Raw genomic sequence first — 26,752 nt, forward strand, 5'->3', positions numbered from 1 at the left:
GGCCGCACTGCTCGAATTGAGGTTCTTCGCCGCTTGGTCCGGATGCCGCGTGAACGTGGCTGATTCGGCTTGAAGAAGGCGAAGAGCTCTTTGATAAATGAGAAAAGGTGTTCGCGATTCATAGGGCCGCCGTTACGTTCCGTGACGCGCGCAATGCGCGGCATCATTAGCCGATGCGACGCGCATGTCGGCCGGGGGTAGGAGCTGCGCCGGCTTGCAGCCGAATACGGCCGCGAGCTTCTCGCGCGTGCGGGCCGAGTGTGCATCAAGCGATTTGAAGGAAGATTCGGGAATGCCGTAGCGATCGGCGCATTGACCAACACTCAGTCCGCGATGGAGGCGCCAGGCCGTGAGAGCGGACTTTCCCGCGCGAATATGGTTGAGAACCCCGGTGGGGTAGGACGTGCCGTGCGGGGCAAAAAGCTGGGTCACGCCATGGCCTGACTGACTGAGCATGGATGCATGCGTTTCGCTGGCGGCGGCGATCGAGGCAACCGCGATCAGTTGCTCAAGTTGGCAGTCGTACACTTCGGCGAACCGGGCCAAGGTTGCGCGTCTTGGAACGTTCGATCCGCGCTCGTGATACTCGATGGCACCGACGCTGACGCCATTTAGTTCTGCGGCATCCTCGACAGTCAGTTCACGATATTGGCGCCACGCGGCGAGAAAGTGGATCCCATCCGTGATAAGTCTCGATACTTCTTCAGGGATGGGGGCCAAGAAAGTCTGCGGGAGAAAGCGCGGACGCGTGGCGCTGTGAGGACTTGTTTCGGCTGGCCCCGGAACACCGCCCGCAGTTGCCTCCGTCTCAGTCTCAACCACCGCTGCATGTTCATTAGCATCGATGGCTGCGGCTTCCTGGTGGGTCATGAACAATCCAGCCAGACGGGCGCGGGCTGTCGTCGCAGGCTTCGCGGGGGTCGTCCCGTTCAAGCTGGTCGGATTACGCGGCGCGGGACCGCCGAGGTTTCCGAGCGAACTGGGGATGCGTCCACCGCGTGCCTCGAGCGCGCGGGTTTGCGCGTCGCGCGCGGCCAGGTACACCGTTGTAAGGGTTCCATATACAGCAGCGGTCAGTTCGACGCTTTGAAGCGTGCCATGTTGATCGTGAACAAAACGGCATCCGAACATGTCCGGCAACCTCGGGTCACATTTCATTACTTCATCGCCTTCAAATAGGTAAGCGACAGTCCTTGCCCAATGTTGAACCGTGATTCTTCACTTTGTGTCGTAAGGTTTGCCGTAGTGCACGAGCATCAGCATGCAGGCGAATAGTTAGCTCTGAACAGCGCCAGTGAAATAATTACCGCAATGGTCGCTGAAGCACGAACGCCGATCTCCAACAACTTTCACGCTCGGCATGCCTCCGGGGGACAGTCGTTGCCGAACCCAGGAGGGCCACTGAGGGAGGCAGGCGCATTCTTTTTCAAACATTCGCCGGTATTGCGCGCGCTGGTCTTACGCGACCTTGGGGCGGTTGAGCCGTCGGCCGGGTCGGGCGGCGGCATGTAACCAAAATCTCGTCTCTTAGAGACAGATACGGCTCCTGCAACCAAGTTTTAAAGCGAAGAGTCCGGTTAAAGCCGGGCTCTTCGCTTTTGCGCGTTTGTTTAGCCTTTGCGCGCCGACATCCTAATCGCAAGTCAAAACCAAAACACAAGGCCGCGTCGAAAAAATTCATCCCCGACAAGCACGAAAAGCCTGCATGAGCATTCACTCATGCAGGCTTTGTGCATTCTTGCCAGCCGTTGTCCGAAGGACGCACGTCGAGTGCGCGTACCACCCGCGAGCTTTCGCACCGATGACCAGACGGCCACTCAAGAGCGAAACCGCGACTAATCAGACTCAGGCTATGACCGGCTATCGGGCCGCTGTACCAGACAACTCAAACGACTCCGAACAGCTTTGATGCAGGCGAGGGCTCGAGCCCCGCGTCGATCAATAGAATTTCTTCGGCAATTGCGCGCGACGGATCTGCTTGCGCAGGCGAGCGACAGCAGCAGCTTTCTTGCGCTTGCGCTCGGTGGTCGGCTTTTCATACGCCATGCGCGACTTGAGTTCTTGAATCAGGCCCGTGCGCTCGACGGTACGGCGAAAACGGCGCATGGCGACGTCGAAAGGCTCATTCTCTTTCAGCAGTACTTTTGTCATTGAATTCTCGGTTGATCTGGCCCTGCCAGAATTTAGGGCAAAGCGCAATTGTACACTTTTTGAGAGCCGGCCTGCATCCTCTTTCCACTCGGACATGCTTGGTGGCGACTCGGGATGTTCATCGTAGGTCGTTGAATCGAGACGACAATCCCGGAATACCCGGGTTCGCGGCGTCAAAATCCGCGCGAGCGTGAAGGGCGCGGCGAAGGCACGATTTCACGCGCTTCGGGCTGCTCGATCACCACATCCGACGTCGCAAGCGCCACGCACGGCAGAACCCAGCGTTCGGCTTTTTCTTCCGCAGTCAGCCCTGGCCACTCTATTCGATACCGCACGTCGCCTTCGATCAGGCGGCACATGCACGCGCGGCACGTGCCGTTACGGCAGGAACTCGGCAGCGCCACGCGTGCCTTTTGCGCGGCTTCGAGCAGCGAGACGCCTTCATCGACCGGGACGACGAACCCGGCCGGCTCGACGCGCATTACGAACGCGCTCAAGTGCGCACCTCGACATTCGCGCGGCCATGGGTGAGGTCGCGTAATTCGGCGGCAGCGGGTTCGCGGGCGACGGCCGCCATCTTGACGACGAGCCGCACGCGCATGCCGTAGGCGCTTTCCACGAGTTCGGCGGCGTTCTGTTCGATCCAGCGTCGCACGCGCGCTTCATCGGCGTAATCGATGTCAATCTCGACGACTCCTTGCTCGATGCGCTCCACACGCTCGGCCAGTTGCATGGCGCTGGCGATGGCATCGGTGTAGGCGCGCACGAGCCCGCCCGCGCCGAGCTTGATGCCGCCGTAATAGCGCACGACGGCGGCGAGCACGCCATCGACTTCGTGATGGCGCAGCACTTCGAGAATCGGGCGGCCTGCCGTGCCGGATGGCTCGCCGTCGTCGGACATGCCCGACTGGCCGCCCGCCAAGAGCGCCCAGCAGACATGCGTCGCCGATGGGTGCTCCGCGCGCAGCCGTTCGAGTTCGCGCATGGCCGCGTCGCGGTTGGCGACGGGAATCGCGAGCGCGATGAAGCGGCTTTTGCGGATATCGATTTCAGCGCTGACGGCGGAGGCGAGTGTGTAGGTCGGCAAGGCGTGCTCAACTCTTCCCGTCGATGACCGGCGCCGCCGCATCGAGCGCACGTTGCATCAGCACGGAATCGACCCATCGGCCATGCTTGAAGCCGACATCGCGCAGCACGCCCACATGTCCGAAGCCGAGCCGCGTATGCAGCGCAATCGACGCCGCGTTGCCGCTGTTGCCGATGACCGCGACCATCTGACGCCAGGGCCCGGCCTCGCATCGGTCGATCAGCGCGCTGAGAAGCGTGTAGCCCAGACCGCGGCCATGAAAGCCCTCGGCGATATAGATGGAGTCTTCGATCGTATGCCGATACGCCGAGCGCGCCCGATACGCCGACGCATAGGCATATCCGGCCACTTCGCCATCGATCTCGGCGACGAGATAAGGCAAGCCCGCAGCCACGATGGCCGCCTGACGCGAACGCATTTCATCGGGCGACGGCGGGACTTCCTCGAAGGTGGCGAGCGCATGGTCGACGTAATGCGCATAGATGCGCGCGATGGCGTCGAAATCGCCGGATGCGGCGTCGCGAATGATCGGCGCGGTGGCGCTCTGTGCGTTCATCGTCGTTTCTGGAGCAAAAGTGATAGGCGGATTCTCGCACGACCGGCCGAGGCAAAAAAAGGGCCTGCGGGCCGTGCGCCAACCCACCAAGCCGGCGACTTAAAGGTTAAAGAAAGCGTTGAACCGGGCGGGCGCTGCCCCCTACACTTAGTCGTCTGTCCGGGACGGCGGACGGCGCTGCCCTGCGCGCGCCCCGCCGAGTCGAGCATCCGAACGAAAAACGCGCTCAAAGCGCGTGCGGCGTAAGACCAGTATCACCCAACGCGCCGCGGACCATAACATGCAATGAACAAATTCCAACGTGGGGCGCTGGCGGCGCTTCTGATCGTCATCGTGGTGACTGCGGCGCTCGCACCGGCGGGCATCGGCTTTTTATTGGCGGAGCGCAGCCGCCGGCAGGAGCGAGTCGAATTGCTGAACACCGCCGCCGCCGCCGCGCTGTTTCGGGCGGAAGACGTGACGCGCCGTCTGTCGGGCGCGCTCGGCGAAATCGGCAAGGTGAGCGCCACGCCATGCTCGACGATCTATCTCCACGAACTCAGGCGCATTGCGCTGACACATACACAAGTGCGCGATGCGGGCGCCTACGATCACGACGGCCGCTGGCAATGCTCGTCGCTTCTGGGCGCGGTGTCGGCGGGCACGCTCGAAGGGCTCACGCTGCCGGCTCCGGACTGGCGTTCGCGCGACGGCGTGAGCGCCTGGTATGCGCTCTCGCGTTTGCCGGGCGGCAAGGAGTCGCTCGTCATGGGCCGCGACGGTTTCTACGTCGCCGCCGATCCTTCGCTTTATCTCGATGGTCGCGACAACGCGAGCGCGCCCGCGAGTCTCGCGGTCATCAACACCGAAGCGAGCCGCGTGATCGCGCGCACGCCCGCCACCGATACCGCCGCCATCCTCGCCGTTTATCGCACGCCATCGCCCGGGCCCGATTGCGCGTCGTGGGTCGTGCGCCGGTCCGTGTCGCTGCCGCTCGCGGTGGTCGTGAGCGCGCCGCATCAGACCTTCAGGCAGCGTGTCTCCACCTTGCCGTGGGGATGGCTGCTCGGCGGCATGGGCGCGGGTCTTGCGTGCGCGGCCTGGGCCGCATGGTTCATCGTGAGAAGGCTCTCGCCGCGCGGTCAGTTGAGCGACGCGGTGCGGCGGCATCAGTTCATCGTCGCGTATCAGCCTATCGTCGATCTCACCACGCGGCGTTGCGTCGGCGCGGAAGCACTCGTGCGCTGGAAGCATCATGACCGGATCGTGCGGCCGGATCACTTCATTCCGCTCGCGGAGCATGGCGGGCTGATCCAGGCCATCACCGATCAGGTGCTCGACACCGTGCTCTTCGAACTCGGCGAGTTTCTCAAGCGCTATCGCGACTACTACGTGTCCGTGAATCTGTCCGTGCCGGATCTCACGACGCACCGTTTTCTCGACGTGCTGCGCCCGGCGGTGGCGCGGGTCGGCGTGCGGCCGCAGCAGATTCGCATCGAAGCGACCGAGCGCAGTTTCCTCGATGCCGCCGCCGCGAAGGAAGTCATCAGCGCGTTCCGCGATGCGGGGCACGCGGTCTATCTCGACGATTTCGGCACCGGTTATTCGAGCCTGTCGCACTTGCAGAACTTTCGCGTGGATGGCCTGAAGATCGACAAATCGTTCGTCGATACCATCGGTCAGGACGCGGCATCGAGCAGCGTGGCCTCGCATATCGTCGACATGGCCGAGACGCTCGACGTGCAGGTGATCGCCGAGGGCATCGAGCGCGAGGAACAGGCCGCGTATCTGCAAGCGCGGGGCGCGAAGTTCGGTCAGGGCTGGCTCTTCTCGCCGCCGCTCTCGGCTGCCGAGTTCATTCGCTATGCAAGCAGGACACGCGGACACTGAGCGGGTTGGAATCGCCGGTATCGTCCTCATCTGGTGGGCTGACCTCAAGGAGCCACGACCATGAACGACCAGACAGCAAGCGCTTTTCTTCGCGATGTCCGTCATCCGCTGCTCACGCTTCATCGCAGCGTGCTCGCGCACATGCGCGCGCGCCACGAGGCCGAGTTCGGCGCGGTGTCGCCCGGCGAGTTCCTGCAGATCGTGATCAACGGTTCGGCTTATAAATGGCTCTCGCCCTTGTCGGCCGTGATCGCCGCCATCGACGACGTCCTCGACGACCGTGAAGCCACGCCCGAGGCGCGCATCGAGCACGCGAAAGCGGTGGCCGCGATGTTCCGCGCCGAAACCCGCGACGCCGCCTTCGCCGAACGTTTCCTGCCGCTGCTGCAGGAAAGCGCCGATATCGCGGTGGCCAACGGCCAGGTCGCGCAACTCGTGCGCGCGCTGCCAGCGGATTGAGCGCGACGCGGCCACGATAGGTCATCGTCTGGACGCCGACGCGTCTATCGAAAATGCGACCTGAAAGCGCGATTTTTCAACCTCATGCGTGCGCGGGTTCCGATCCGCGCTCGCGTACGCAGCGGCGTCTCGACTGCCTTCACACACGGATGCTGCATCGCAATACAAGCCAGCTTGCGCTTTGAGCGATTATTTTTAGCTTGCGAGGATCGCCGCCAATCGAAGAACGAATTGGAGGCGCTCCTTGTCTTTACACGGTTTCGGTCCGCTCCTCTGGGCGGGCGCCAGGGAAACGCTCGCGCTCGCGGTGTTGTCGCTTCTCGTGGCGGTGCTGCTCGGTCTTGCGGGCGCGACGGCCAAGTTATCGCGGCATGGCGCGCTGCGCGCTATCGCCACCGCCTACACGACACTCATCCGCTCCGTTCCCGATCTCGTCCTCATGCTGCTCTTGTTCTACAGCATTCAGATCGCGATCAATCGCGTTACCGATGCCTTCGGCTGGGACCAGTTCGACATGGACCCCTTCACGGCCGGCGTGCTGACGCTCGGCTTCATCTACGGCGCGTACTTCACCGAGACCTTTCGCGGCGCGTTCCTCGCCGTGCCGCGCGGCCAGCTCGAAGCGGGTAGCGCCTACGGCATGAGCGGCATGCGCGTGTTCGGCCGCATTCTGTTTCCGCAGATGATGCGCTTTGCGTTACCGGGCATCGGCAACAACTGGCAGGTGCTGGTGAAGGCGACCGCGCTCGTGTCGATCATCGGGCTCGCGGATGTCGTCAAGGCGGCGCAGGATGCGGGCAAGAGCACCTTCGACATGTTCTTCTTCATCCTCGTCGCGGCGCTCATCTATCTCGCGATCACGAGCGCTTCGAATCTGGTGCTGATGGCGCTGGAACGCCGCTATTCCATTGGCGTGCGGCACGCCGAACTTTGACCACTCACGCTCGCCATGATCCAGATCCTTGCCGAATACTGGCGCCCGTTCCTGTACTCCGACGGCATGCGCGCGTCGGGTCTCGTCGTCACGTTGTGGCTGCTGGCGGCATCGATCGCGACGGGCTTTTGCGCCGCCGTGCCGCTCGCCTGCGCGCGCGTGTCGAAGCGCCGCTGGCTCTCGACGCCCGTGCGTCTCTACACCTACGTGTTTCGCGGCACGCCGCTCTACGTGCAGTTACTACTGCTCTACACGGGCATGTACAGCCTCGAATTCGTGCGCTCGCAGTCGCTTCTCGAAGCGTTCTTCAAAAGCGGCTTCAATTGCGCGATCCTCGCCTTCGCGCTCAATACCTGCGCCTACACGACCGAGATCTTCGCGGGCGCGATTCGCGCGATTCCGCACGGCGAAGTGGAAGCGGCGCGCGCCTACGGCATGAGCGGCTTCACGATGTATCGCCGCGTGATCCTGCCATCCGCGCTGCGCCGCGCCTTGCCTTTGTACAGCAACGAGGTGATCCTGATGCTGCATGCCACGACGGTCGCGTTCACCGCCACCGTGCCCGATATCCTGAAGGTCGCGCGAGACGCCAACTCCGCCACGTACCAGTCGTTCGAATCGTTCGGCATTGCGGCGCTGTTGTATCTCGCGATTTCGTTCGCGCTCGTGGCCGCGTTCCGGCGCGCGGAGCGGCGCTGGCTCGGCTATTTGAGACCGGCGAGCCGTTGACGAGCGGTAAAATCCGAAGCCATGCATCACGACAAGCCATCATCCGAGGAGAAAGCGTTGGAGCCTACCGCCAAAGACGTCGCGACCAAGCTCGTCGCCAGTGACATTCACAAGCGCTACGGCGACAACGAAGTGCTGAAGGGCGTGTCGCTCTCGGCGCGCGCGGGCGATGTCATCAGCATCATCGGCGCGAGCGGTTCGGGCAAGAGCACGTTCCTGCGCTGCATCAACTTTCTGGAGAAGCCCAACGCGGGGCAGATCGTCGTCGACGGCGAACCCGTGCGCACGAAGGCGGACAAGGCCGGCAATCTCGATGTCGCCGATCACAAGCAGTTGCAGCGCGTGCGCACCAAACTCGCAATGGTGTTTCAGCACTTCAATTTGTGGTCGCACATGACCGCCATCGAAAACGTGATGGAAGCGCCTATCCACGTACTCGGATTGTCGAAGAAGGAAGCCGAGGACCGCGCGCGTACGTATCTGGAGAAAGTGGGTTTGCCGCCGCGCGTGGAGAAGCAGTATCCGTCGCATTTGTCGGGCGGCATGCAGCAGCGCGTGGCGATTGCGCGCGCGCTTGCCATGCATCCCGATGTCATGCTCTTCGACGAACCTACGTCCGCGCTCGATCCCGAACTCGTTGGCGAAGTGCTGAAGGTCATGCAGAAGCTCGCGGAGGAAGGCCGCACGATGATCGTCGTCACGCACGAGATGGGCTTCGCGCGCAACGTGTCGAATCACGTGATGTTTCTGCATCAGGGACGCACCGAGGAAGAGGGCGCACCCGCCGATGTGCTGAGCGCGCCGAAAAGCGACCGCCTGCGTCAATTCCTGTCCGGCAGTCTCAAGTAAGGTGGGGCTGTCGCCGCCGGGTTCCGCGGGCTCGTCCGGGCCGTTGCAGGTCGTGATCGTGGCGCTGCCGCCGGTATCCATGAGCGGCATCGCGCCGATCATCGACAGTCTTCTGCTCGCCAACGAGATCGACGGGCACAGGCTTTACGAATGGCGTATCTGTTCGTGGGACGGCCGGCCGGTGCCGCTCTCGGGCGGCGCGCACATGCCCGCCGATTGCGCCTTCAACGACGCGGTGCAGTGCGACTGGCTCATCGTGATCTCGGAGCGCTACCAGCAGTTCGCCGACTACCGCCTCTTTCTGGCAAGTCTCGCGCGCGTGGCGCCCCGCACGCCGCTCGTTTCCGGCATCCATCACGGTGTCTGGTGGCTCGCCATGGCGGGACAACTCGCGCAGTATCGCGTCGCGGTGAACTGGGAAACGTATCAGCAATTCACCGAGCAGTTCGAGCGCGCCATCGTCTCGCAGCAGATCTTCGAGATCGACCGGAATCGCGCGACCTGCGCGGGCGGGCAAGCGAGCATCGACTTCATGCTGGCGATGATCGCGCGCGATCACGGCCAGGATCTTGCCGAACGCATTGCCGATTCGCTCGGCGTCGGCGTGTTGCGCGCGGGCACGGAGCGGCAGCGCATTCCGTTCGTGACCGCGCCGGGCGAGCGTCATCCGCGTCTGAACGACGCCTTGCAGCTCATGGAAGCGAATATCGAAGACCCGCTCGCCACCGATGAAATCGCAAACCTCATCGGCATTTCGCGGCGGCAGCTAGAACGGCTGTTCCGCCAATACCTCGGCGCGATGCCATCGAAGTACTACCTCAATCTGCGGCTCACCAAGGCGCGCACGCAATTGCAGCGCACGAGCAAGTCGGTCGTGCAGATCAGTCTCGCATGCGGCTTTTCTTCGGCGGCGCATTTTTCGAATGCTTATCGCGACCGTTTCGGCGTGACGCCGCGCGAGGAGCGCCGCAACTGGATCGAGAAGCAGCGCGGCGGCGTGGTCGACGAACCGCGCGGCGGCGCGCTCATCGAACCGCCCGATGACAGCGGCCAGCGCAATTGATGAGGTCCCTCGCGGCGCACGCCATCGACCGAAACGGAGCCTGTCCGCCGGTCGATGGACGCATCGAGCGAATCACGAAATTTTGCACCGGCGCTTCTTTTATGAAGTCGCCTCCGGCAAGGTATAGACGCTCGTTTTTCTCATTTGCATCGTGTACTTGGTCGTCATTCCGTCCGGTCCCGACTTGGGATCGCTCAACGTTCCTTTTTCCGCCAAGACGCGGACCGAGACGGTGCCGTTCATGTCCTTGGAGATGACCGCTTCTCCAGTGCCTACCACGCTCTTCGAGTTGTCGGGTTCGAAGTAGTCGAACATCGACATTCGTTCGACGGAGTTGCCAGTGCTCGGATTCGTCAGGCTTCCGGATTTGCCGTTATAGACGATCACCGAGAATGGATACTTCTTGCCGACGCTCATCAGGTCTTGACCGCCGGGCGAAGCAGAAGCAACGACCGGGCTATCCGGGCGCATTGCGTTGTGCGCCCGGACGATTTCCGCGGCGCCGTCCTCGGAGGTCGTCCATCCTGGACCCGCGCGATTGGTGCCGGCGTGGTAAGCATAAAAGTTCCGTCCGTCCGATGCCATCACCACGGAACATCCGGACAGAGTGCCTGTGGTCACGAGGACGGTTCCCCCGCGCGGAATCTTCGAGTACGGCACCGCGATGGCACCGACTCCCTCCCGGCCGTTGTCGATACTGATGATCTGATCGGTTTTCTTGAGCGAGATGCCTTTCTTGTCCCAATAAGTACCGGTGAACATCTTCATTTTGCTGTCGTACGAGGTCGCATCCTTCGTCTCGCCTACGTTCAGCACGTCGCGGCGCTGATCGTATCGCGCTTCAGTGGCGTCCATCGGCGCGGTCATGTCCGTGACGTCTCTGTCGTGCCGATAGTATTCGAACCGGACGCGTATCGAATCCATTCGTTGCTGTTCGGCCGCCTGATCGGTGGGCGCACGTAATTTGAGCGGACCTTTTCCGGCCAATTTCTCGACATCGCGCTGGCCGAGGCGGCTGGCAGGCGGCCGCGTCGTGCTGCCGCTCCCGGCTGCCGAACCGCTGGAGGTACTTGGCTCCTCCGGCGGGCGCATGCGAGGTGGTTTGGTCGGCCCGGACAGGTATCCGACGCGCCCGTCCTCGAGCCGTACAGGCGGCTTGAAGGACGGCGCCGGAGGTTTTACCGGCGGCGTCACGGTTCGTGCGCTTTGCACGGCTCCCAGGTCCGGCCGCACGTTCAGCACGTCGAGCAACTCGTGCGCCAATGCTGCCGTGAGTGGCTTTCCTTCTTGCACTTGACTCAAGCCGCCAGTCAACGTACCGGCGGCTTTCATGACCCTGCCAGTACGCGTCAACGCCATGAACTGGTCTGCCACGCCGGCATACTGTTCAATGGTCGATGCCTCTTCAGGAGTAAGCGCTTCTCCTCTTGCCAGCTTCTTACCGGTGTCCTGCGCGCTTTTTATAAAGGACGTGAAGGGACTTTTGAGAGCGTCGGACGTAATTCGTAGAACTTCTGCTCCCGTATAGTTTGTCCGGATGGTCGGGCCGCCTACATAGCTGATTTGCACTTCGTCTTGAGTATGGGTGGACGGTGCATCCAGCATGCTCTTGAGCGCGGGATCGATACGCGCAAGATATTCCGTTGCGACAGCGAACCGCCTCAGAGAGACGACCTCGTCCGCCGTGAGATCCTGATGAGCCTGCAATTTGCGTTCTATCGCGAGAACGTTATTTCCCAGCATGCCGAATCGATTGGTGATTGTCTGCGCGACCAAGTCGGGGCGAAGCGTGATCCAGCTTCCTCCCTTCGCGGAGACAGAATATCCGTTTGGCGTATAGCGCGTGAATACGTCCTGCCCGTGAAACTTGGGTGGCGTTGTTGACGGCGTTTGCGGGCCTCCCGTCGTGCTTGCGCCCCCAGGCGAAGTATTTGCGCTTCCCACACGGGGCGGCGGGGCCGCCAGCGCTCTCGTACCGGCCGGCATCAGCGATTCCGGCGGCAAGCCGCTCGTATCTTGCGTCAGTGCATCATTCGATACGCCGTACATATACCCAGTTTGCGAATTTACTTGCATACGGACCTCCTCAACGAGTTGTGGTCAATCCTTTTGTTACAGCTCGAGCGTACGAGATGAGGTCCGGCAGGGGTGATACGCGATCAATGCGCCGGATAAATCGCGCAATCCTGCGATAGGGAAGCGTGCTCCAAGGCATTGCGCTGCGGTCTTGCACGCGCCGTTCCGCGAAAAGCCCTCGAAGCATGTCGCGAACGCGCAAGACGGATGGCGCGCGATTGCCTAATATCGGAGACATTGCAATGGCAGACGAGGAGCACAGCATGAGCGAGATCAAGGTAAGCCGCGATACGTTCGACGAAGTCATGGTGCCGGTGTTTTCGCCGGCGAGTTTCGTGCCGGAAAAAGGCCGCGGCTCGCGCGTGTGGGATACCGAAGGAAAAGACTACATCGACTTCGCGGGCGGCATAGCGGTCACGGCGCTCGGTCATGCGCATCCCGAACTGCTCAAGGTCTTGCACGAGCAGGGCGAAAAGCTCTGGCATATCGGCAACGGCTACACCAACGCGCCGGTGTTGCGCCTCGCGAAACGCCTCACGGACCTCACTTTCGCGGATCGCGCGTTCTTCGCCAACTCGGGCGCCGAAGCCAACGAAGCCGCGCTCAAGCTCGCGCGCCGTTATGCCATCGACACATTCGGTCCGGAGAAGATCGGCATCGTCTCGTTCACGCAATCGTTTCATGGCCGCACTTTCTTCACGGTGAGCGTGGGCGGCCAGCCGAAATACGCGGAAGGCTTCGGGCCGCAACCGCAAGGCATTCGGCATTTGCCGTATAACGATCTCGCGAAGGCCGTCGAAGCCATCGGTCCGGACACGTGCGCGGTGATCGTCGAGCCGGTGCAAGGCGAAGGCGGCGTGCTGCCCGCCGATCCCGCGTTCCTCGAGGGTCTGCGCCGAGCCTGCGACAAGCACGGCGCACTCCTGATTTTCGATGAAGTGCAGACGGGCGTCGGCCGCACGGGCACGTTCTACGCATACATGCAGTATGGCGTGACGCCCGACATTCTCACGAGCGCGAAGGCGCTGGGCAACGGTTTTCCCATCGGCGTGATGCTGACCACCGAAGCGATCGCAAACCATTTCTCGGTCGGCGTGCACGGCACGACGTATGGCGGCAATCCGCTTGGCGCATCGATTGCGGAAAGGGTCGTCGAACTGATCAGCGATCCAACGGTGCTCGCAGGCGTGGAAGCGCGCAGCCGCGCGATCAAGGCGCATCTGCAGCGGATTGGCGAGCGCTTTAACATGTTCAGGGAGATTCGCGGTCGCGGTCTTCTGATCGGCGCGGAACTCAACGACACTTACAAGGACCGCGCGAAGGACGTGCTCAATGCGGCAGCGGCGAATGGCGTGATCATGCTGATCGCCGGCCCCAACGTGCTGCGTTTCGCGCCGTCGCTCATCATGCCGATGGCCGATCTCGACGAAGGCTTCGCGCGTATCGAGCAGGCAATCGGCCAGCTCGTGGGCGCGTCCGCCGTCACTCGCTAATAGGACCCGATGATGCTATTCGTTCGTCCCGCAAGACTCTCCGATCTCGACGAGCTCGAACGGATGGCGCGTGCGGCGCAACCCGTGCTGCATTCGCTGCCGCGCGACCGCCGCGCGCTCGAAACGCGCGTTGCGCTCTCGGAAGATTCGTTTCGCGCCAAGGTGGATTTGCCCGGCGAGGAGTTCTATCTCTTTGTGATGCAGGATTCGGCGACGGGCAAGCTGCTCGGGACATCGAGCATCGTCGCGTCGGCAGGGTACTCGGAGCCGTTCTACGCGTTTCGTAACGACGCGCTGATCCACGCATCGCGCGAACTCAAAGTGAATCGCAAGATTCACGCGCTCACGATGTCGCACGAACTCACGGGCAAGAGCCGTCTCACGGGCTTTTATATCGATCCGTCGCTGCGCACGCCCGAAGGCGAAGCGGCGGCGCATTTGCTGTCGCGTTCGCGCATGTTGTATATCGCCGCGAACCGCAAGCGCTTTTCGAGCGAAGTCTTCTCGCTGATGCTCGGCGTCAGCGACGACACCGGCGCGTCGCCGTTCTGGGAAGCAGTGGGACGCAAGTTCTTCAGCCGCGACTTCGAGCAGGTGGAACTCGAATCGGGTGGACGCAGCCGCACGTTCATCGCCGAAGTCATGCCGAGTTATCCCATCTATGTACCGCTCCTGCCGGGCGAAGCGCAGCGCGTCCTCGGCGAGCCGAACGAAAGCACGCTCCTTGCATACGACATCCATCTGGAAGAGGGCTTCGAGCCCGACCGTTTCGTCGATATCTTCGACGCCGGCCCGGTGTTGACGATAGCCGTGGACAAGAGCGCATCGGCGAGTTCGAGCGAATTGCGCACGGTGCGCGATGGCGCGCTTGCCGGTTCACGCGCCGCGCCGTATCTCGTGGCCGCGGGCGGCGCGCACGAATTTCGCGCGATCGTCGCACCATTGGCGGGCACGCGGTCCGACGGCGCGGCCTTGAGCGCCGACGCGCGCGCGGCGCTCGGCGTGCAGGAGAAAGAGACGGTGCGCGCCGTGCCCTTGCATCAGGCTTCGGGAGAATTGCAATGATCGTCGTGCGCTCTGTGCGGCCGGGAGATGTCGACGCACTCGTCGCGCTGGCCCTCGAAACGGGTCCGGGCCTGACCACCTTCAAGCCGGATCGCGAGGCGCTCGTCGCGCGCGTCGAACGCGCGCGGCGCACGCTTGCGGATGCCGCCGAGGCTTTCGAGGCAGGCTATCTCTTCGTGATGGAAGACACCGCGACGGGCGATATCGCGGGCGTTTGCGGCATCGAAACGGAAGTCGGACTGGAGCAGCCGTTCTACAACTATCGCGTGGCAACGGTCGTGCATGCAAGCAAGGATCTGGGCGTATGGACGCGTATGTCGCTGCTCAACATCTCGCACGACCTCACCGGTTACGCGGAAGTGTGCTCGCTGTTTTTGAGCCCGCGTTATCGCACGGCGGGTGTCGGCGGTTTGCTGTCGCGCTCGCGCTTCATGTTCATCGCGCAATTCACTTCGCGATTTCCGCAGCGTCTGTGCGCCGAGTTGCGCGGTCATTTCGATGACAACGGCGAGTCGCCATTCTGGAACGCGGTCGGCTCGCATTTTTATCAGATCGATTTCAACGAAGCGGACTATCTCAGCTCGCATGGCAAGAAGTCGTTCGTGGCGGAATTGATGCCGCGTTATCCCGTGTACCTCGACTTGTTGCCCGATGCCGCGCGCGATGCGGTCGGCATCACGCATCGCGATACCGCGCCCGCGCGCAAGATGCTCGAAGCCGAAGGGCTGCGCTACGAGAATCACGTCGATATCTTCGATGCCGGTCCCGTGCTCGAATGTCACGTCGCGGATTTGCGCACGGTGCGTGAAAGCGTGCTGGCCGAAGTGAGGATCGGCGTGCGCGATGCCGCCATCGAAAGCGATGCGCGCAGTCTCGTATCGAACACGCTGCTCGAAGGGTTCCGCTGCGGCGCGACCGTTGGCGCGGCCGATGACGGCGAGTTCCTGCTGACTCAGGAAGAAGCCGATGCCCTGCGCGTAACCGCAGGCGATGCCGTGCGCGTGCTCACGTCTTATCCGCGCGCCAAGTAAAGAGAAACGACATGACTATCCAAAATCAGTTGTATATCGGCGGCGAGTGGCTCGAAGGCAAGGGTGCGGCGTTCGCCTCGCGCAACCCGGCGACGGACTCGGTCGTCTGGCAAGGCAACAGTGCTTCGGCCGACGATGTCGAGCGCGCGGTTTCATCGGCGCGGCGCGCGTTTGCGTCGTGGTCGGCGGTGAGTTTCGATGAACGCGTCGCCATTGCGCGCCGCTTCGCCGCGTCGTTGAACGAGAACAAGGAAGCGCTCGCCGACGCCATCGGCCGCGAGACCGGCAAGCCGTTGTGGGAAGCGCGCACCGAGGTGGCTGCGATGGCCGCCAAGGTCGATATCTCCGTGCAGGCCTATCACGAGCGCACCGGCGAGAAGCGCGCACCCATGGCCGATGGCGTCGCCGTGTTGCGGCATCGGCCGCATGGCGTCGTTGCCGTGTTCGGGCCGTACAACTTTCCGGGGCATCTGCCCAATGGTCATATCGTGCCGGCGCTCATCGCGGGCAACGCGGTCGTGTTCAAGCCTTCGGAACTCGCGCCGGGCGTGGCTGCAGCGACGGTCGCTTTGTGGAGCGAAGCAGGCTTGCCCGCCGGCGTGTTGAATCTCGTGCAGGGCGAGAAGGACACGGGCGTGGCGCTGGCGAATCATCGGCAAATCGACGGGCTTTTTTTCACCGGCAGTTCGGATACGGGCACGCTGTTGCATCGCCAGTTCGGTGGGCGGCCGGAGATCGTGCTCGCGCTGGAAATGGGCGGCAACAATCCGCTCGTCGTCGCGCATACGGACGACGTGGACGCCGCCGTGCATCACACCATTCAATCGGCGTTCTTGTCGGCGGGACAGCGCTGCACGTGCGCGCGCCGTCTCTTCGTTCCCGACGATGCCTTCGGCGAGCGCTTCATGCAGCGCTTCGCCGAAGTGAGTGCGAACATTCGCGTTGGCGCTTACGACCAAGATCCGCAGCCGTTCATGGGCGCGGTGATCTCGGCGCGCGCGGCGGCGCGGCTCGTCAAGGCGCAGGCGCATCTGATCGAAGCGGGCGCGGCGCCCGTGCTCGAGATGAAGCAGCGCGCGGCGCATCTGGGCTTCGTCACGCCGGCTATCCTGGATGTGACCCACGCGGCCGACGTTCCCGACGAAGAGCATTTCGGGCCGCTCGTGCAGGTCACGCGCTACCGGACTTTCGACGAGGCCATCGAACGCGCGAACGATACGGCCTACGGTCTCTCGGCGGGCTTGCTCGCCGACGACGAAGCCGCGTGGACGCGCTTTCAGCGCACCATTCGCGCGGGCATCGTCAACTGGAACCGGCCGACCAACGGCGCTTCGTCGGCGGCGCCGTTCGGCGGCATCGGGCGCTCGGGCAATCAGCGGCCGAGCGCGTACTATGCGGCGGATTACTGTTCGTACCCGATGGCATCGGTGGAAAGCGCGCAACTGCAGATGCCCGCGAGCGTGTCGCCGGGACTCACGTTCTAAAGAACCGCGAAGGATCAAGGATGTCTTCATTCGAAGCAAACTTCGACGGGCTGGTCGGCCCGACGCACAACTACGCGGGGCTGTCGTTCGGCAACGTCGCGTCGCGCAGCAACGAGAAGTCGGTGGCGAACCCGAAGGCTGCCGCGAAGCAGGGCTTGCGCAAGATGAAGCGGCTGGCGGACCTCGGCTTCAAGCAAGGCGTCTTGCCACCGCTCGAACGGCCTTCCGTGCGTCTTCTGCGCGACGTCGGCTTTTCCGGCGACGATGCCACGGTCATCGCGCGCGCCGCTCGCGAAGCGCCCGAACTGCTGGCGGCGGCCAGTTCCGCATCGGCGATGTGGACCGCCAACGCCGCGACCGTCAGCCCTTCCGCCGACACCGCCGATGGCCGCGTCCACTTCACGCCCGCGAATCTCGCCGCGAAGCTGCATCGCGCGATCGAGCATGGCGAAACGCGCCGTTCGCTCGCCGCGATCTTCGTCGACGAAGCGCGCTTTCGCATTCATCACGCGCTGCCCGGCACGCCCGCGCTCGGCGACGAAGGCGCGGCGAATCACACGCGTTTTGCGCGCGAGTATGGGGAGAAGGGCGTCGAGTTCTTTGTCTACGGACGCAGCGAATATGCGCAGGGACCGCAGCCGCAACGCTATCCCGCGCGGCAGACGCTGGAGGCGAGCCGGGCCGTCGCGCGTCTGCATGAACTCGATGAGTCGGCGACCGTTTTCGCGCAGCAATCGCCCGATGTGATCGATGCCGGCGTGTTCCACAACGATGTCATCGCGGTCGGCAATCGCACGACGCTGTTTTGCCATCAGCGCGCGTTCGTCGATCAACACAGCGTGTACGACGAACTGAGCGCGAAGCTCGCGGCGCGTGGCGCGGTCTTCACGGCGCTCGAAGTGCCGGAGAGCGAAGTGAGCGTCGCGGATGCGGTCTCGTCGTATCTTTTCAACAGTCAGTTGCTGTCGAACGTTCAGGGCAAGCAAGTGCTCGTCGTGCCGCAGGAATGCCGCGAGAACGAGCGCGTGGCCGCGTATCTGGATTCGCTGGGCGAGCGATCCACGCCGATCGACAAAGTGCTCGTCTTCGATCTGCGCGAGAGCATGAAAAACGGCGGCGGCCCGGCGTGTCTGCGCTTGCGCGTCGTGCTGAACGACGTGGAGCACGCGGCCGTCAATCGCGATGTCTGGATGAACGACGCGCTCTTCACCCGCCTCGATGCGTGGATCGACACACATTATCGCGATCGCCTCGCGCCCGCCGATCTCGCCGATCCGCAATTGCTCGATCAGTCGCGCACCGCGCTCGATGAATTGACGGCCATTCTCTCGCTCGGATCGATCTATGACTTCCAGCGCTGATGCCTTGCTGCTGAACGATTTCTTGCGCTTCACGCTGTCGGGCGCGCAGCCGTCGCAAACCTTCGGCGTCGCGCCTTCGGGCGTGCGCTGGACCTGGCAGGACGATGGCGTGCTGCTGCTCGAACCCGCGGCGAACGAGGCATCGCCAAGCGTGATGGCATCGGCGGGCATTCATGGCGATGAAACCGCGCCCATCGAAATGCTGTCGCGGCTCGTTGCCGATATCGCGAGCGGCGCGGCGCCACTTGCCGCGCGCATGCTGGTGATTCTCGGCAACATCGAGGCGATGCGCGCGGGTGAGCGGTATATCGACGACGATCTGAACCGGCTTTTTAGCGGCCGCCATGCGAAGTTCACGCAGAGCCGGGAAGCGCCGCGCGCGGCGTCGCTCGAAGCGAGTGCGTTGGCGTTCTTCGAGGGCGTCACGCATGCGCGATGGCATATCGACATGCACACGGCGATACGCGCCTCGGTATTCGAGCAGTTCGCCTTGCTGCCGCACACCGGCGCACCGCTCGCACGCGCGATGTTCGACTGGCTGCGCGATGCGCGCTTGCAGGCGGTGCTTTTGCATCGCGAGAAGAACAATACGTTTTCATACTTCACGGCGCAGGCTTGCAACGCGCTTGCCTGCACGCTGGAGCTCGGCAAGGTGCGTCCGTTCGGCGCGAACGATCTCACGCGTTTTGCGGCATCGGATGCGGCGTTGCGTCGTCTGATAGGCGGTGAGCGGCCGGACGCGGATGCGCCGTTGCGCGTGTTTTCCGTGGTCGCGCAGATCGACAAGCAAAGCGATGCGTTCGTGCTGAACGTAGCTGGCGACGTGCCGAATTTCACGGCGTTTCCGGCGGGCACCGAGCTCGCGCATGATGGGGATTACCGGTATCGCGTATCGCACGATGAAGAGCGGATCGTGTTTCCCAATGCTCGGGTCAAGGCGGGATTGCGCGCGGGGCTGATGGTCGTCGATACGACCGAGGCTACGCTAGCGGCGCTCGATTGAGCGCTGGCGTTTGCGGTGGCGCTTGCACGTTTGTCCGAGCGTCGAGTCGTGCTTGTGGCCACACATCGGTCGCGATTATTGGGCGGCACATCGCCGAGATGTCTATCGAGGTGGGTGGCACGCCTTCGCGATCTGTCGCGTGTTTGCACTTGTGCGTGGGCTTGCCCGTGCGTTTGCGTTTGGGCTCTAGCTTGAGCTTGCAGCACGCACCTGCCCGCGCACCCGGCCGTCCATTTGCACTTGCATGAACGCGACCGCCACTTGCAACTTTCCCGTCCACGTTATCTCCACAGTCTGTTGCCGCGACCGCGCTACAATCGCGGCCCTGTGTTTGATGCGGCGCAGCGATCATCGCCGAGACGTTTGAGCATGGCTTTCCGTGCCGCGATGCTTCGGACGCCGGCGGCATGCGGCATCTGACAGAGACGAACGAATCGAACTTGGAAGGAGATGGACTTGATTAAACTGCAATGGCTCAATCGCAGGTTTGCCGCGTTCGCGCTCGTGAGCGTTTCCGCGGCGGCAGGCATGGCAACGCTCGACGCGCATGCCGCCGACAGCATGAAGGAACTGCGCTTCGGCGTGGAGGCGTCTTACGCGCCGTTCGAATCCAAGACGCCGTCGGGTGAACTGACGGGCTTCGATATCGACATCGGCAACGCGGTGTGCGCGAAGCTGAAGACGAAATGCGTGTGGGTCGAAAATTCGTTCGACGGCCTGATTCCGGCCTTGCAGGCGCGCAAGTTCGACGCCATCAACTCCGACATGACGATCACGGACAAGCGGCGCGTCGCGATCGACTTCACCGATCCCATTTATACGATTCCCAACCAGCTCGTCGCGAAGAAGGGCAGCACGATCCTGCCGAGCGTCGTTGGTCTGAAGGGCAAGCGCGTGGGCGTGCTGCAAGGCTCGATTCAAGAGACATACGCGAAGGCGAAGTGGGCGCCGGCGGGGATAGATGTCGAGTCGTATCAGGCGCAGGATCAGATCTACGCGGATCTCGCGACGAGCCGTCTGGATGCCGCGTTCCAAGATGCCGAGGCGGCATCGAAGGGCTTTTTGAAGCAGCCGCAAGGCGCGGGTTTCGCGTTCGCGGGACCGGCTGTGTCGGATGACAAGCTGCTCGGATCAGGCGTCGGCTTCGGCGTGCGCAAGAACGATAAGGCGCTGAAGGATGCGCTCAATCGCGCGCTGAAGGAGTTGAAGGACGATGGGAGCATCGACCGGTTCGCGGCTAAGTATTTCGATGTGAAAGTGGTTTTGAAGTAAGGCTTGGTCTTGCTTGAGAAAGCCCGTTTCTGGCGAAAGCGGAACGGGCTTTCGTACCTCACATCGCCCCAATCACCACCGTACAAGTCGTTCCCGCCGCGAGCAGCACGCCTTCCGGCACATCATCGATCTTCACGCGCACCGGCACGCGTTGCGCAAGCCGCACCCAGTTGAACGTCGGGTTCACATCCGCGAGCAACTCACGGCTTTGCGGATTGTCGCGATCGTAAATGCCGCGCGAAATGCTCTCGACGTGACCCGTGAGCTCGCCGCCGCTCATCAAACGAATCTGCGCCTTGTCGCCGATCTTCACATGCGGCAGCTTGGTCTCTTCGAAATAGCCATAGACCCAGAACGAATGACTATCGACGATGGCGAGCTTCGCCGCGCCCGCCGTCGCGTAATCGCCGCGATACACATTCAGATTCGTCACGTAGCCGTCCACCGGGGAAAACACCTTGGTGCGTTCCAGATTGAGCTTCGCGGCATCCAGCGCGGCGTTCGCCTGCTGCAACTGCGCCTCGGCAGTCGATGCCGTCTGCATGGAGTTCTCGCGTGCTTCCTTCGAGACGACCAGCGCGTCCATGTCCGCGCGACGCGCCGCATCGGCCCGGCGCATGCGCAACTCGGCCGCGCGCGCCGCGACGTTCGCCTGCGCCTGCTCGACGGCGATCTGGTAATGCGACGGGTCGATCTCCAGCAGCAAGTCGCCTTTCTTCACGAACTGATTGTCGTGCAACGGCATCTGCACGACCGCGCCTGACACGTCCGGCGCCACGTTGACCACATCGGCGCGCACCCGTCCATCGCGCGTCCACGGATCGTTCATGTAATGCACCCACAGCATGCGGCCGATGACGAGCGCCGCGGCGAAGATGGCTATCGTCATGACGAAGCCGACGAGTTTTCTGATCAGCATGATGCAACTCTCTTGAATATGTTGTTGGCGACGAAGCGGTCGAGAATCATCGATACACCGCGAGACCCAGCACGCCGCACACGCAGACGAGCAGGCTCGCGCGAAACAGCGCCGGATGCCAGACCACGCGATACAGTCCGGCCAGCGCCAGCACGCGGTCGATGATCCAGGTGACGAGCCCGCCCGCGAGGCACAGCAAAAGCAGCGTTGGCACGTAAGCTTCGAGAATCGCGGTATCACGCGGCATGGGACGCTCCTTCAGGCGAAATCGGTTGGAACGCTGCGAACGGCGATTCCGGGTCGAGCAGCGCGGTACGAATGAAATGCAGATGACTCACGATGCGTTGCAGCCGATGCCGCTCTTCACGCGGCGTATCCGAATCCGAAGCCTGCGAAGCAAGCCTGGCCTGCATCTCGTCGATGGCGTGTTCCGTCGCGACGAGCGCGCCATCGAAACGCGCTTGCCGTGGCCGATCGAAGAGCCGCGCCACCGCATCGAGCGTCGGGTTCACGACGCGTTCGAAGCCCGCCATTTCGCGTCGCAAATCGATCACCGCATTGCCGAATTCGAGCACCGCGAAGAGCCACTGCAAGGCCTCGCGTTGCAGCGCGGGCTTGTCGGAAGCGAGCGCGTTGATCTGCGAAAGCAGGTCGCGCGTGCGGCTTTCGAAATGCGTCGTCAGTTGCGCGAGACGTCCGCGCCGCGCGCTCACTACTTCGCGGCGCAGGTCCGCGAGCAGCAGACGGCGCAGCCACGGCGCATCGGTCGGCAGGAGCACGGCGAAGGCGATCGCGGAGACGATCATCGACAAGACGAGCGCGATGGCGTCGTTCATGAAGCCGGTCGGATCGTAATGCACGAGGTTGTCCGGCCCCGCGAGAAAGCAGAAGAAGATGCAGTAGCCGATGCCCACGCCCGCGAGCGAGCGACGCGTCGTCAAGAACGCGCCGAGCATGAGCGCGGGCACGAGCGCCGCGCACATCAGCACGAAGCCGTCGATATGCGGAAACACGCCGAACACGACGATCATGCCCGTGATGCTCGCGAGCGTCGTGCCGATAGCCATTTGCGCGGCCATCTGCGTCGGCCGTGGCGACGACGACGCCAGCGCGCATACGGCAGCGGCGTTGAGCACCATCGTGCCGCCGCTCGGCCACGCGCTCGCGATCCAGAACGCGCTCAGGACGAACATCACGACCGCGCCGCGCAGGCCGGAAACCGCGGCCGCGAGCAGATTGGTCTTGGGCACGTAACGCGCGACCCAGCGCTCGCGTTCATGCGACGGCGCCGCGAGCGACGCGTAGGTGTCGGCATACGCGAGCATGTCGTCGACGAAACGATAAAGCAGCTCGGTCGCGGTATCGAATTCGAGTGCGGTGAAGCCGGGCGCGGCTTCGAGCGAGATACGCGTCGCGCGCACGCGCTTGGGCAACGCGGCCTTGTAGTCGCGCAATTGCGCGGCGGCGTGCGCGGCGTCGGCAGCGTTGCGCACCGGCTCGCCCGCAATCAGCAACAGCGGCGGCACTTCGTGGATGAACGGTTCGAGCGCATCGATGGTCGTGCCCGACGCGTTTGCGCGCAGCCGGTTCATCAACTGATGCAGCGCGTGAAAACGCGTGGATGCACTCATGAATTCACTATTCAGCCGCGCGAGCCGCCCGCCGCGCCGCCGCGATTCGGGATGCTCGAAAATCGCGACACTGCGCGCCGCCTCGAAGCCGACGATATCCGCGACGAAGCTCAGATTGGTGCGTTCGATCTGCGCGCGCTCGAGCTTGCCGGACATCGCGTGACAGACGTAATCGACGAATTGCGTGAAGCGCCGTCGCACCGTGGTGCGGATCTGCTCGCCCGCGAGTTGCGGAAACACGAGCGCGCTCACGGCGCCCGCGCACACGATGCCGAGCGACACTTCGCCCACCCGCGTCAGGGCCGACAGATACGCGCCATCCGGATGCTGCGCCGCCGGTATGCCGATCAGCGCCGCCGTGTATCCCGCAAGCACGAAGCCATACGAGCGGAAGTTGCGATTGCGCGCCGCGCCCGCCGTGCAGATGCCGACCCAGAGCGCCGTCGCCGAGAGAAACAGCACCGGCTGCTGCGAGAACAGGCTGATGAATGCGAGCATGACGACGAGACCGACCATCGTGCCGCAGAAACGGTAGAAGCTCTTCGCGAGCACCATGCCGCTTTGCGGCTGCATCACGACGAAGACCGTAGTCATCGCGGTGCGCGGCTGCTGCATGTCGAGCCGCATGGCGATCCATAGCGCGATCAGCGCCGCCAGCACCGCCTTGAAGATGTAGATCCACGCGAGGCCGTCGGTGCGCGCCCAATCCGCGAAGGCGTTCACGAGCGATGCGCGCTTGTCGATGAGAACAGTGGCCATGAACGTTCTCCTCACTTCACCGAGGACGACGCGCCGAGCGACGAACCGAACGGGCCGATATGCTTCGCGGGCGCGAGCGCCGTTTCTTGCGGACCATTCGAAGGATCGTCGATACCGCCGCCGAGCGCGGAGGTGAGCGTTGCATAGGCTGCGAGCCGTTGCGCCCGCACGCGTGCTTCGCCGTCCTGCGCGCGCAGCAATTGCGCTTGCGCGATCAGCACGTTGACGTAATCGGTCAGGCCGCGCTTATAACCGGCGTTGGCGAGGTCGTAGTTCTTGCGTGCGGCGGCGACCGAGCGCCCCGACGCTTCCAGCTGCGTGTCGAGCGAACGCACGCGCACGACTTGATCGGCGATGTCCTTTAGCGCGGCGACGAGCGCCGCGTTGTAGTGATCGACGGCCACGTAGTATTGCGCCGATACCGCGCCGAGTTGCGAGCGCAGCCGTCCGCCTTCGAAGATAGGCAACGACAGCGCCGGGCCGAATGTATAACCCGTCGCCTTGCTCGTGAGGAAACTGAGCAGCGCGCCGCCCGCGAAAGTCTGCGTGAGCGACGCCGCGAGATTGATGTTCGGATAGAACTCGGCCTTCGCGACATCGATACCGCGCGCTTGCGCCGCCACCATCCAGCGCGCCGCGACGATATCGGGCCGATGACCCACAAGTTTGGCGGGCAGCGACGAGGGCAAGGGCAGCGGCGTCGCGAGCGCGAGCGTGGGACGCGTGAGCGCATCGCCCGCGCCGGGACCTTCGCCTGCAAGCGCGGCGAGCTGATGGCGCGCGAGCTCAATCTCTTCCTGATAGATATCGACCTGACGCTCGTACTCGGGCAACGGCGTTTCGGCCTGACTCACTTCGAGCTGTGTGCCGATGCCGCCTTTCAAACGCCGCTCTGCGAGATCCGCGATGCGCTGCTGCTGCGCGAGCGTCTGTTGCGCGATATCGAGCAGCGCGAACGCCTGCGAAAAGCCGATGTAGGCGCGCACCACGTTGGTTTCGAGTTCGAGCTGGGCGGCGCGGGCATCGGCGGCGCGCACGTGGGCGACATCGAGCGCGCGTTCGGCGGCGTTATCGTCGCGGCCCCAGAGATCGAGGTCATAGGAGAGCGAAAGGCCGGCGGTGTCGTCCCACGTAGTCGTGCCGCCGTAGTAGCCGGGGCCGTAGAAGTCGTTCTCCGGCCAGTGCTTGCGTTGCAGGCTCATCGCGCCATCGACGTGCGGCAAAAGCGCCGAGCGCGCCACGCCGGCTTCCTCGCGCGCCTCGCGAACGCGTGCGGCGGCCATCGCCAGTGTCGGGTTGCCGCCGGTTGCGCGGGTAATCCAGGCATCGAGCTGCGGATCGCGATACGAGCGCCACCATTCCTGGCCGGGCCACGCGGCGTCCGCATTGGCGGCGCGAATGGCGTTGCCGACATCGAGCGTTGCCGGGTCTTTCAGCGGATCCTGCGGCGTGACCTTGCCCGTACTTGCGCATCCGGCGATTATTAAAAATGCCGTAAGAACCGCGGCATAAGCGGCGTGACTGAACGACCGGCTCCGCACGATTCCCTCCCAAAATTGAATAGAATTTGAGAGTGAATTATATTTTTGCAGGGATTGTCGAATAACTAGTAACGATGTAAAGCATTCTTACTGAGATTGCGATAATCGCTTTTACTGGTCGTGTAACAATTCGGTCTACATAAACGCCGATATACGGGAAAGCGTCATGGATACGCTCCAAAACATGCGCGTGTTCGCGCGCGTCGTCGAGGCGGGCAGTTTCACCGCCGCCGCGCAGCATCTCAATACGACCACCGCCTACGCGTCGCGCGCCGTGTCCGACCTCGAAGCGCATCTGCGCACGCGGCTGCTCAATCGCACGACGCGCCGAATCGCGCTAACCGAGGCGGGCGAGCGCTACTTGCAACGCTGCGAGCAAATTCTCGCTTACGTCGATCAGGCCGAAGCCGAAGCCAGCGACGCCCACGCGCGTCCGGCCGGCAAACTCAAGGTGCATTCGATGACGAGCTTCGGCGTGCACTATGTCGTGCCGATGATCTCGCGCTATCAGCAGCGTCATCCGTCCGTGCAGGTCGAGCTGACTTTGGCGCAACGCGTGCCGGATCTACTGGACGAGGGTTACGACGTGTCGGTGGTGCTGGCTTCTGAGTTGCCGGATTCCGCATTGGTGTCGGCGCGGCTCGGCACGGTGTTCAGCATTGCATGTGCGTCACCGGCGTATATCGAGAAGCACGGCACGCCGCATGTGTTGTCCGACCTGGTGCGCCACACCTGTCTGCAATTGATGACGCCCGTGTTTCCGCCCGACCGCTGGGTCTTCGACGGTCCGAACGGGCAGGAAACGGTCAGTCTCGGCGCTTCGCCCTTCACGGTGAACGTGGCCGACGCCATGGTGACGGCGATCCGGGAAAACATGGGCATCGGCGTATTGCCGACGTCCTCCGCGCTGCCCGCCTTGCGCGCGGGCACTTTGGTGCGTGTGCTGCCGCAATACACGATGCAGGAACTGACGGTCTACGCCCTGTATCCGTCGCGCCAGTATCTGGACGCCAAGATCCGCACGTGGGTGGAGTTTCTGCGCGAGGCGCTGCCCGACACGCTCGCCGCCGATTCCGAGTCGCTCAAGGAGTTCGTAGTAGGCTGAATATGCTTGCCGTCAGTGCTGTCGGCTCCGACGCGCTGACCGAAGTCCGGTTACGAAATAAGCTGCGGCGCAACACTTGCTTACTCCTGATTCACCCGCATTTGCTACTGTCTGTCCACGTTCACTGCATTTATCTTGGGGACTCGTCTGATGAGCACGCCACTTATGTTCGCTCTTGCCGCGCTTGTGTCGTTGATCGCCGTTCCGGCGTCGCGCGAGCTTTTCAATGCCATGCGTGCCCAGTCGGAAGAAGAGGCAAGAAAGCGCCTGATCCCGATTCGCGTCGAAAGCAACCGCGACCGGCGCACCCGCTGA

General features: G+C 63.2%; 25 protein-coding genes. 15 read left to right on the plus strand and 10 right to left on the minus strand.

Annotated features, from left to right (window positions below; all coding sequences use genetic code 11):
- Positions 1 to 132: 132 nt before the first annotated feature.
- The 5 genes from LDZ28_RS05305 to LDZ28_RS05325 all read right to left on the minus strand — a co-directional run bounded on the left by LDZ28_RS05305 (position 133) and on the right by LDZ28_RS05325 (position 3,794).
- Positions 133 to 1,158 (minus strand): helix-turn-helix transcriptional regulator, encoded by a 1,026-nt coding sequence (locus tag LDZ28_RS05305; protein ID WP_244827658.1) that lies wholly within the window; start codon positions 1,156 to 1,158, stop codon positions 133 to 135.
- 780 nt (positions 1,159 to 1,938) lie between these two features.
- The gene (rpsU, locus tag LDZ28_RS05310) at positions 1,939 to 2,151 is read right to left on the minus strand and encodes a 30S ribosomal protein S21 (protein ID WP_006999077.1); all 213 of its coding nucleotides are present in this window, start codon (positions 2,149 to 2,151) and stop codon (positions 1,939 to 1,941) included.
- A gap of 173 nt (positions 2,152 to 2,324) precedes the next feature.
- Complete coding sequence (locus tag LDZ28_RS05315) at positions 2,325 to 2,633, minus strand: 2Fe-2S iron-sulfur cluster binding domain-containing protein (RefSeq protein ID WP_244828007.1); 309 nt, start codon at positions 2,631 to 2,633, stop codon at positions 2,325 to 2,327.
- 11 nt (positions 2,634 to 2,644) lie between these two features.
- Positions 2,645 to 3,238, minus strand: coding sequence for a YigZ family protein (locus LDZ28_RS05320; protein ID WP_244827659.1), 594 nt, complete (start codon positions 3,236 to 3,238; stop codon positions 2,645 to 2,647).
- A gap of 7 nt (positions 3,239 to 3,245) precedes the next feature.
- Entirely contained in the window at positions 3,246 to 3,794 is a 549-nt protein-coding gene (locus tag LDZ28_RS05325; protein WP_244827660.1) for a GNAT family N-acetyltransferase, read from the minus strand.
- A 285-nt stretch (positions 3,795 to 4,079) separates the two neighbouring features.
- On the opposite strand from LDZ28_RS05325, the gene LDZ28_RS05330 reads away from it, so the two are divergent.
- The 6 genes from LDZ28_RS05330 to LDZ28_RS05355 all read left to right on the plus strand — a co-directional run bounded on the left by LDZ28_RS05330 (position 4,080) and on the right by LDZ28_RS05355 (position 9,697).
- A complete protein-coding gene (locus LDZ28_RS05330) occupies positions 4,080 to 5,663 on the plus strand; it encodes an EAL domain-containing protein (RefSeq protein WP_244827661.1) in 1,584 nt (527 codons plus the stop codon).
- Between the two features lie 60 nt (positions 5,664 to 5,723).
- Entirely contained in the window at positions 5,724 to 6,122 is a 399-nt protein-coding gene (locus LDZ28_RS05335; protein ID WP_244827662.1) for a hypothetical protein, read from the plus strand.
- Between the two features lie 244 nt (positions 6,123 to 6,366).
- Positions 6,367 to 7,056, plus strand: a complete 690-nt coding sequence (locus tag LDZ28_RS05340) for an ABC transporter permease (protein ID WP_244827663.1) — start codon at positions 6,367 to 6,369, stop codon at positions 7,054 to 7,056.
- Positions 7,057 to 7,071: 15 nt separating this feature from the next.
- Positions 7,072 to 7,785 carry an ABC transporter permease gene (locus tag LDZ28_RS05345; RefSeq protein ID WP_244827664.1) on the plus strand — a complete coding sequence of 238 codons (714 nt, stop codon included), beginning with the start codon at positions 7,072 to 7,074 and terminating at the stop codon, positions 7,783 to 7,785.
- Positions 7,786 to 7,806: 21 nt separating this feature from the next.
- Positions 7,807 to 8,634, plus strand: coding sequence for an ABC transporter ATP-binding protein (locus LDZ28_RS05350; protein WP_370652102.1), 828 nt, complete (start codon positions 7,807 to 7,809; stop codon positions 8,632 to 8,634).
- A gap of 79 nt (positions 8,635 to 8,713) precedes the next feature.
- Positions 8,714 to 9,697 carry a GlxA family transcriptional regulator gene (locus LDZ28_RS05355; RefSeq protein ID WP_244828008.1) on the plus strand — a complete coding sequence of 328 codons (984 nt, stop codon included), beginning with the start codon at positions 8,714 to 8,716 and terminating at the stop codon, positions 9,695 to 9,697.
- A gap of 99 nt (positions 9,698 to 9,796) precedes the next feature.
- Here LDZ28_RS05355 and LDZ28_RS05360 read toward each other — a convergent pair whose 3' ends face one another.
- Entirely contained in the window at positions 9,797 to 11,773 is a 1,977-nt protein-coding gene (locus LDZ28_RS05360) for a cytotoxic necrotizing factor Rho-activating domain-containing protein (RefSeq protein ID WP_244827666.1), read from the minus strand.
- A gap of 263 nt (positions 11,774 to 12,036) precedes the next feature.
- Between LDZ28_RS05360 and LDZ28_RS05365 the strand changes: the two genes are divergently transcribed.
- The 7 genes from LDZ28_RS05365 (at position 12,037) to LDZ28_RS05395 (ending at position 20,482) form a co-directional block, all read left to right on the plus strand.
- Positions 12,037 to 13,266, plus strand: a complete 1,230-nt coding sequence (locus tag LDZ28_RS05365; RefSeq protein WP_244827667.1) for an aspartate aminotransferase family protein — start codon at positions 12,037 to 12,039, stop codon at positions 13,264 to 13,266.
- A gap of 12 nt (positions 13,267 to 13,278) precedes the next feature.
- Positions 13,279 to 14,331, plus strand: coding sequence for an arginine/ornithine succinyltransferase subunit alpha (aruF, locus tag LDZ28_RS05370; RefSeq protein ID WP_244828009.1), 1,053 nt, complete (start codon positions 13,279 to 13,281; stop codon positions 14,329 to 14,331).
- A complete protein-coding gene (astA, locus tag LDZ28_RS05375; protein ID WP_244827668.1) occupies positions 14,328 to 15,362 on the plus strand; it encodes an arginine N-succinyltransferase in 1,035 nt (344 codons plus the stop codon). The genes aruF and astA overlap by 4 nt, the downstream gene beginning before the upstream one ends.
- Positions 15,363 to 15,373: 11 nt before the next feature.
- Positions 15,374 to 16,846, plus strand: coding sequence for a succinylglutamate-semialdehyde dehydrogenase (astD, locus tag LDZ28_RS05380; protein WP_244827669.1), 1,473 nt, complete (start codon positions 15,374 to 15,376; stop codon positions 16,844 to 16,846).
- Between the two features lie 20 nt (positions 16,847 to 16,866).
- Positions 16,867 to 18,207: an N-succinylarginine dihydrolase gene (gene astB, locus LDZ28_RS05385; protein WP_244827670.1), complete on the plus strand. Its 1,341-nt coding sequence runs from the start codon at positions 16,867 to 16,869 to the stop codon at positions 18,205 to 18,207.
- The gene (gene astE / locus LDZ28_RS05390; protein WP_244827671.1) at positions 18,191 to 19,210 is read left to right on the plus strand and encodes a succinylglutamate desuccinylase; all 1,020 of its coding nucleotides are present in this window, start codon (positions 18,191 to 18,193) and stop codon (positions 19,208 to 19,210) included. The genes astB and astE overlap by 17 nt, the downstream gene beginning before the upstream one ends.
- Before the next feature lie 459 nt (positions 19,211 to 19,669).
- Entirely contained in the window at positions 19,670 to 20,482 is an 813-nt protein-coding gene (locus LDZ28_RS05395; RefSeq protein ID WP_370652132.1) for an ABC transporter substrate-binding protein, read from the plus strand.
- A 58-nt stretch (positions 20,483 to 20,540) separates the two neighbouring features.
- Here the strand turns inward: LDZ28_RS05395 and LDZ28_RS05400 are convergent, their stop codons facing one another.
- Genes LDZ28_RS05400 through LDZ28_RS05415 form a run of 4 tightly spaced genes read right to left on the minus strand, consistent with a single transcriptional unit; the run spans position 20,541 to position 25,332 of the window.
- Complete coding sequence (locus tag LDZ28_RS05400; protein WP_244827672.1) at positions 20,541 to 21,401, minus strand: HlyD family secretion protein; 861 nt, start codon at positions 21,399 to 21,401, stop codon at positions 20,541 to 20,543.
- Positions 21,402 to 21,447: 46 nt separating this feature from the next.
- Entirely contained in the window at positions 21,448 to 21,648 is a 201-nt protein-coding gene (locus LDZ28_RS05405; protein WP_244827673.1) for a DUF1656 domain-containing protein, read from the minus strand.
- Positions 21,638 to 23,791: an FUSC family protein gene (locus LDZ28_RS05410; RefSeq protein WP_244827674.1), complete on the minus strand. Its 2,154-nt coding sequence runs from the start codon at positions 23,789 to 23,791 to the stop codon at positions 21,638 to 21,640. The genes LDZ28_RS05405 and LDZ28_RS05410 overlap by 11 nt, the downstream gene beginning before the upstream one ends.
- A gap of 11 nt (positions 23,792 to 23,802) precedes the next feature.
- The gene (locus tag LDZ28_RS05415) at positions 23,803 to 25,332 is read right to left on the minus strand and encodes an efflux transporter outer membrane subunit (protein WP_244827675.1); all 1,530 of its coding nucleotides are present in this window, start codon (positions 25,330 to 25,332) and stop codon (positions 23,803 to 23,805) included.
- A gap of 166 nt (positions 25,333 to 25,498) precedes the next feature.
- Between LDZ28_RS05415 and LDZ28_RS05420 the strand changes: the two genes are divergently transcribed.
- A complete protein-coding gene (locus LDZ28_RS05420) occupies positions 25,499 to 26,437 on the plus strand; it encodes a LysR family transcriptional regulator (protein WP_244827676.1) in 939 nt (312 codons plus the stop codon).
- A 150-nt stretch (positions 26,438 to 26,587) separates the two neighbouring features.
- Positions 26,588 to 26,752, plus strand: coding sequence for a hypothetical protein (locus LDZ28_RS05425; RefSeq protein ID WP_244827677.1), 165 nt, complete (start codon positions 26,588 to 26,590; stop codon positions 26,750 to 26,752).

The sequence above is a fragment of the Caballeronia sp. TF1N1 genome (genome assembly GCF_022878925.1).
GTDB lineage: Bacteria > Pseudomonadota > Gammaproteobacteria > Burkholderiales > Burkholderiaceae > Caballeronia.

What these genes read in the sequence shown, in the direction of transcription:
- LDZ28_RS05305 (WP_244827658.1), bottom strand. Translation starts at nt 1,158, where the DNA reads ATGAAATGTGACCCGAGGTTGCCGGACATGTTCGGATGCCGTTTTGTT.
- rpsU (WP_006999077.1), bottom strand. Translation starts at nt 2,151, where the DNA reads ATGACAAAAGTACTGCTGAAAGAGAATGAGCCTTTCGACGTCGCCATG.
- LDZ28_RS05315 (WP_244828007.1), bottom strand. Translation starts at nt 2,633, where the DNA reads ATGCGCGTCGAGCCGGCCGGGTTCGTCGTCCCGGTCGATGAAGGCGTC.
- LDZ28_RS05325 (WP_244827660.1), bottom strand. Translation starts at nt 3,794, where the DNA reads ATGAACGCACAGAGCGCCACCGCGCCGATCATTCGCGACGCCGCATCC.
- LDZ28_RS05330 (WP_244827661.1), top strand. Translation starts at nt 4,080, where the DNA reads ATGAACAAATTCCAACGTGGGGCGCTGGCGGCGCTTCTGATCGTCATC.
- LDZ28_RS05335 (WP_244827662.1), top strand. Translation starts at nt 5,724, where the DNA reads ATGAACGACCAGACAGCAAGCGCTTTTCTTCGCGATGTCCGTCATCCG.
- LDZ28_RS05345 (WP_244827664.1), top strand. Translation starts at nt 7,072, where the DNA reads ATGATCCAGATCCTTGCCGAATACTGGCGCCCGTTCCTGTACTCCGAC.
- LDZ28_RS05350 (WP_370652102.1), top strand. Translation starts at nt 7,807, where the DNA reads ATGCATCACGACAAGCCATCATCCGAGGAGAAAGCGTTGGAGCCTACC.
- LDZ28_RS05355 (WP_244828008.1), top strand. Translation starts at nt 8,714, where the DNA reads ATGAGCGGCATCGCGCCGATCATCGACAGTCTTCTGCTCGCCAACGAG.
- LDZ28_RS05360 (WP_244827666.1), bottom strand. Translation starts at nt 11,773, where the DNA reads ATGCAAGTAAATTCGCAAACTGGGTATATGTACGGCGTATCGAATGAT.
- LDZ28_RS05365 (WP_244827667.1), top strand. Translation starts at nt 12,037, where the DNA reads ATGAGCGAGATCAAGGTAAGCCGCGATACGTTCGACGAAGTCATGGTG.
- aruF (WP_244828009.1), top strand. Translation starts at nt 13,279, where the DNA reads ATGCTATTCGTTCGTCCCGCAAGACTCTCCGATCTCGACGAGCTCGAA.
- astA (WP_244827668.1), top strand. Translation starts at nt 14,328, where the DNA reads ATGATCGTCGTGCGCTCTGTGCGGCCGGGAGATGTCGACGCACTCGTC.
- astD (WP_244827669.1), top strand. Translation starts at nt 15,374, where the DNA reads ATGACTATCCAAAATCAGTTGTATATCGGCGGCGAGTGGCTCGAAGGC.
- astB (WP_244827670.1), top strand. Translation starts at nt 16,867, where the DNA reads ATGTCTTCATTCGAAGCAAACTTCGACGGGCTGGTCGGCCCGACGCAC.
- astE (WP_244827671.1), top strand. Translation starts at nt 18,191, where the DNA reads ATGACTTCCAGCGCTGATGCCTTGCTGCTGAACGATTTCTTGCGCTTC.
- LDZ28_RS05400 (WP_244827672.1), bottom strand. Translation starts at nt 21,401, where the DNA reads ATGCTGATCAGAAAACTCGTCGGCTTCGTCATGACGATAGCCATCTTC.
- LDZ28_RS05405 (WP_244827673.1), bottom strand. Translation starts at nt 21,648, where the DNA reads ATGCCGCGTGATACCGCGATTCTCGAAGCTTACGTGCCAACGCTGCTT.
- LDZ28_RS05410 (WP_244827674.1), bottom strand. Translation starts at nt 23,791, where the DNA reads ATGGCCACTGTTCTCATCGACAAGCGCGCATCGCTCGTGAACGCCTTC.
- LDZ28_RS05420 (WP_244827676.1), top strand. Translation starts at nt 25,499, where the DNA reads ATGGATACGCTCCAAAACATGCGCGTGTTCGCGCGCGTCGTCGAGGCG.
- LDZ28_RS05425 (WP_244827677.1), top strand. Translation starts at nt 26,588, where the DNA reads ATGAGCACGCCACTTATGTTCGCTCTTGCCGCGCTTGTGTCGTTGATC.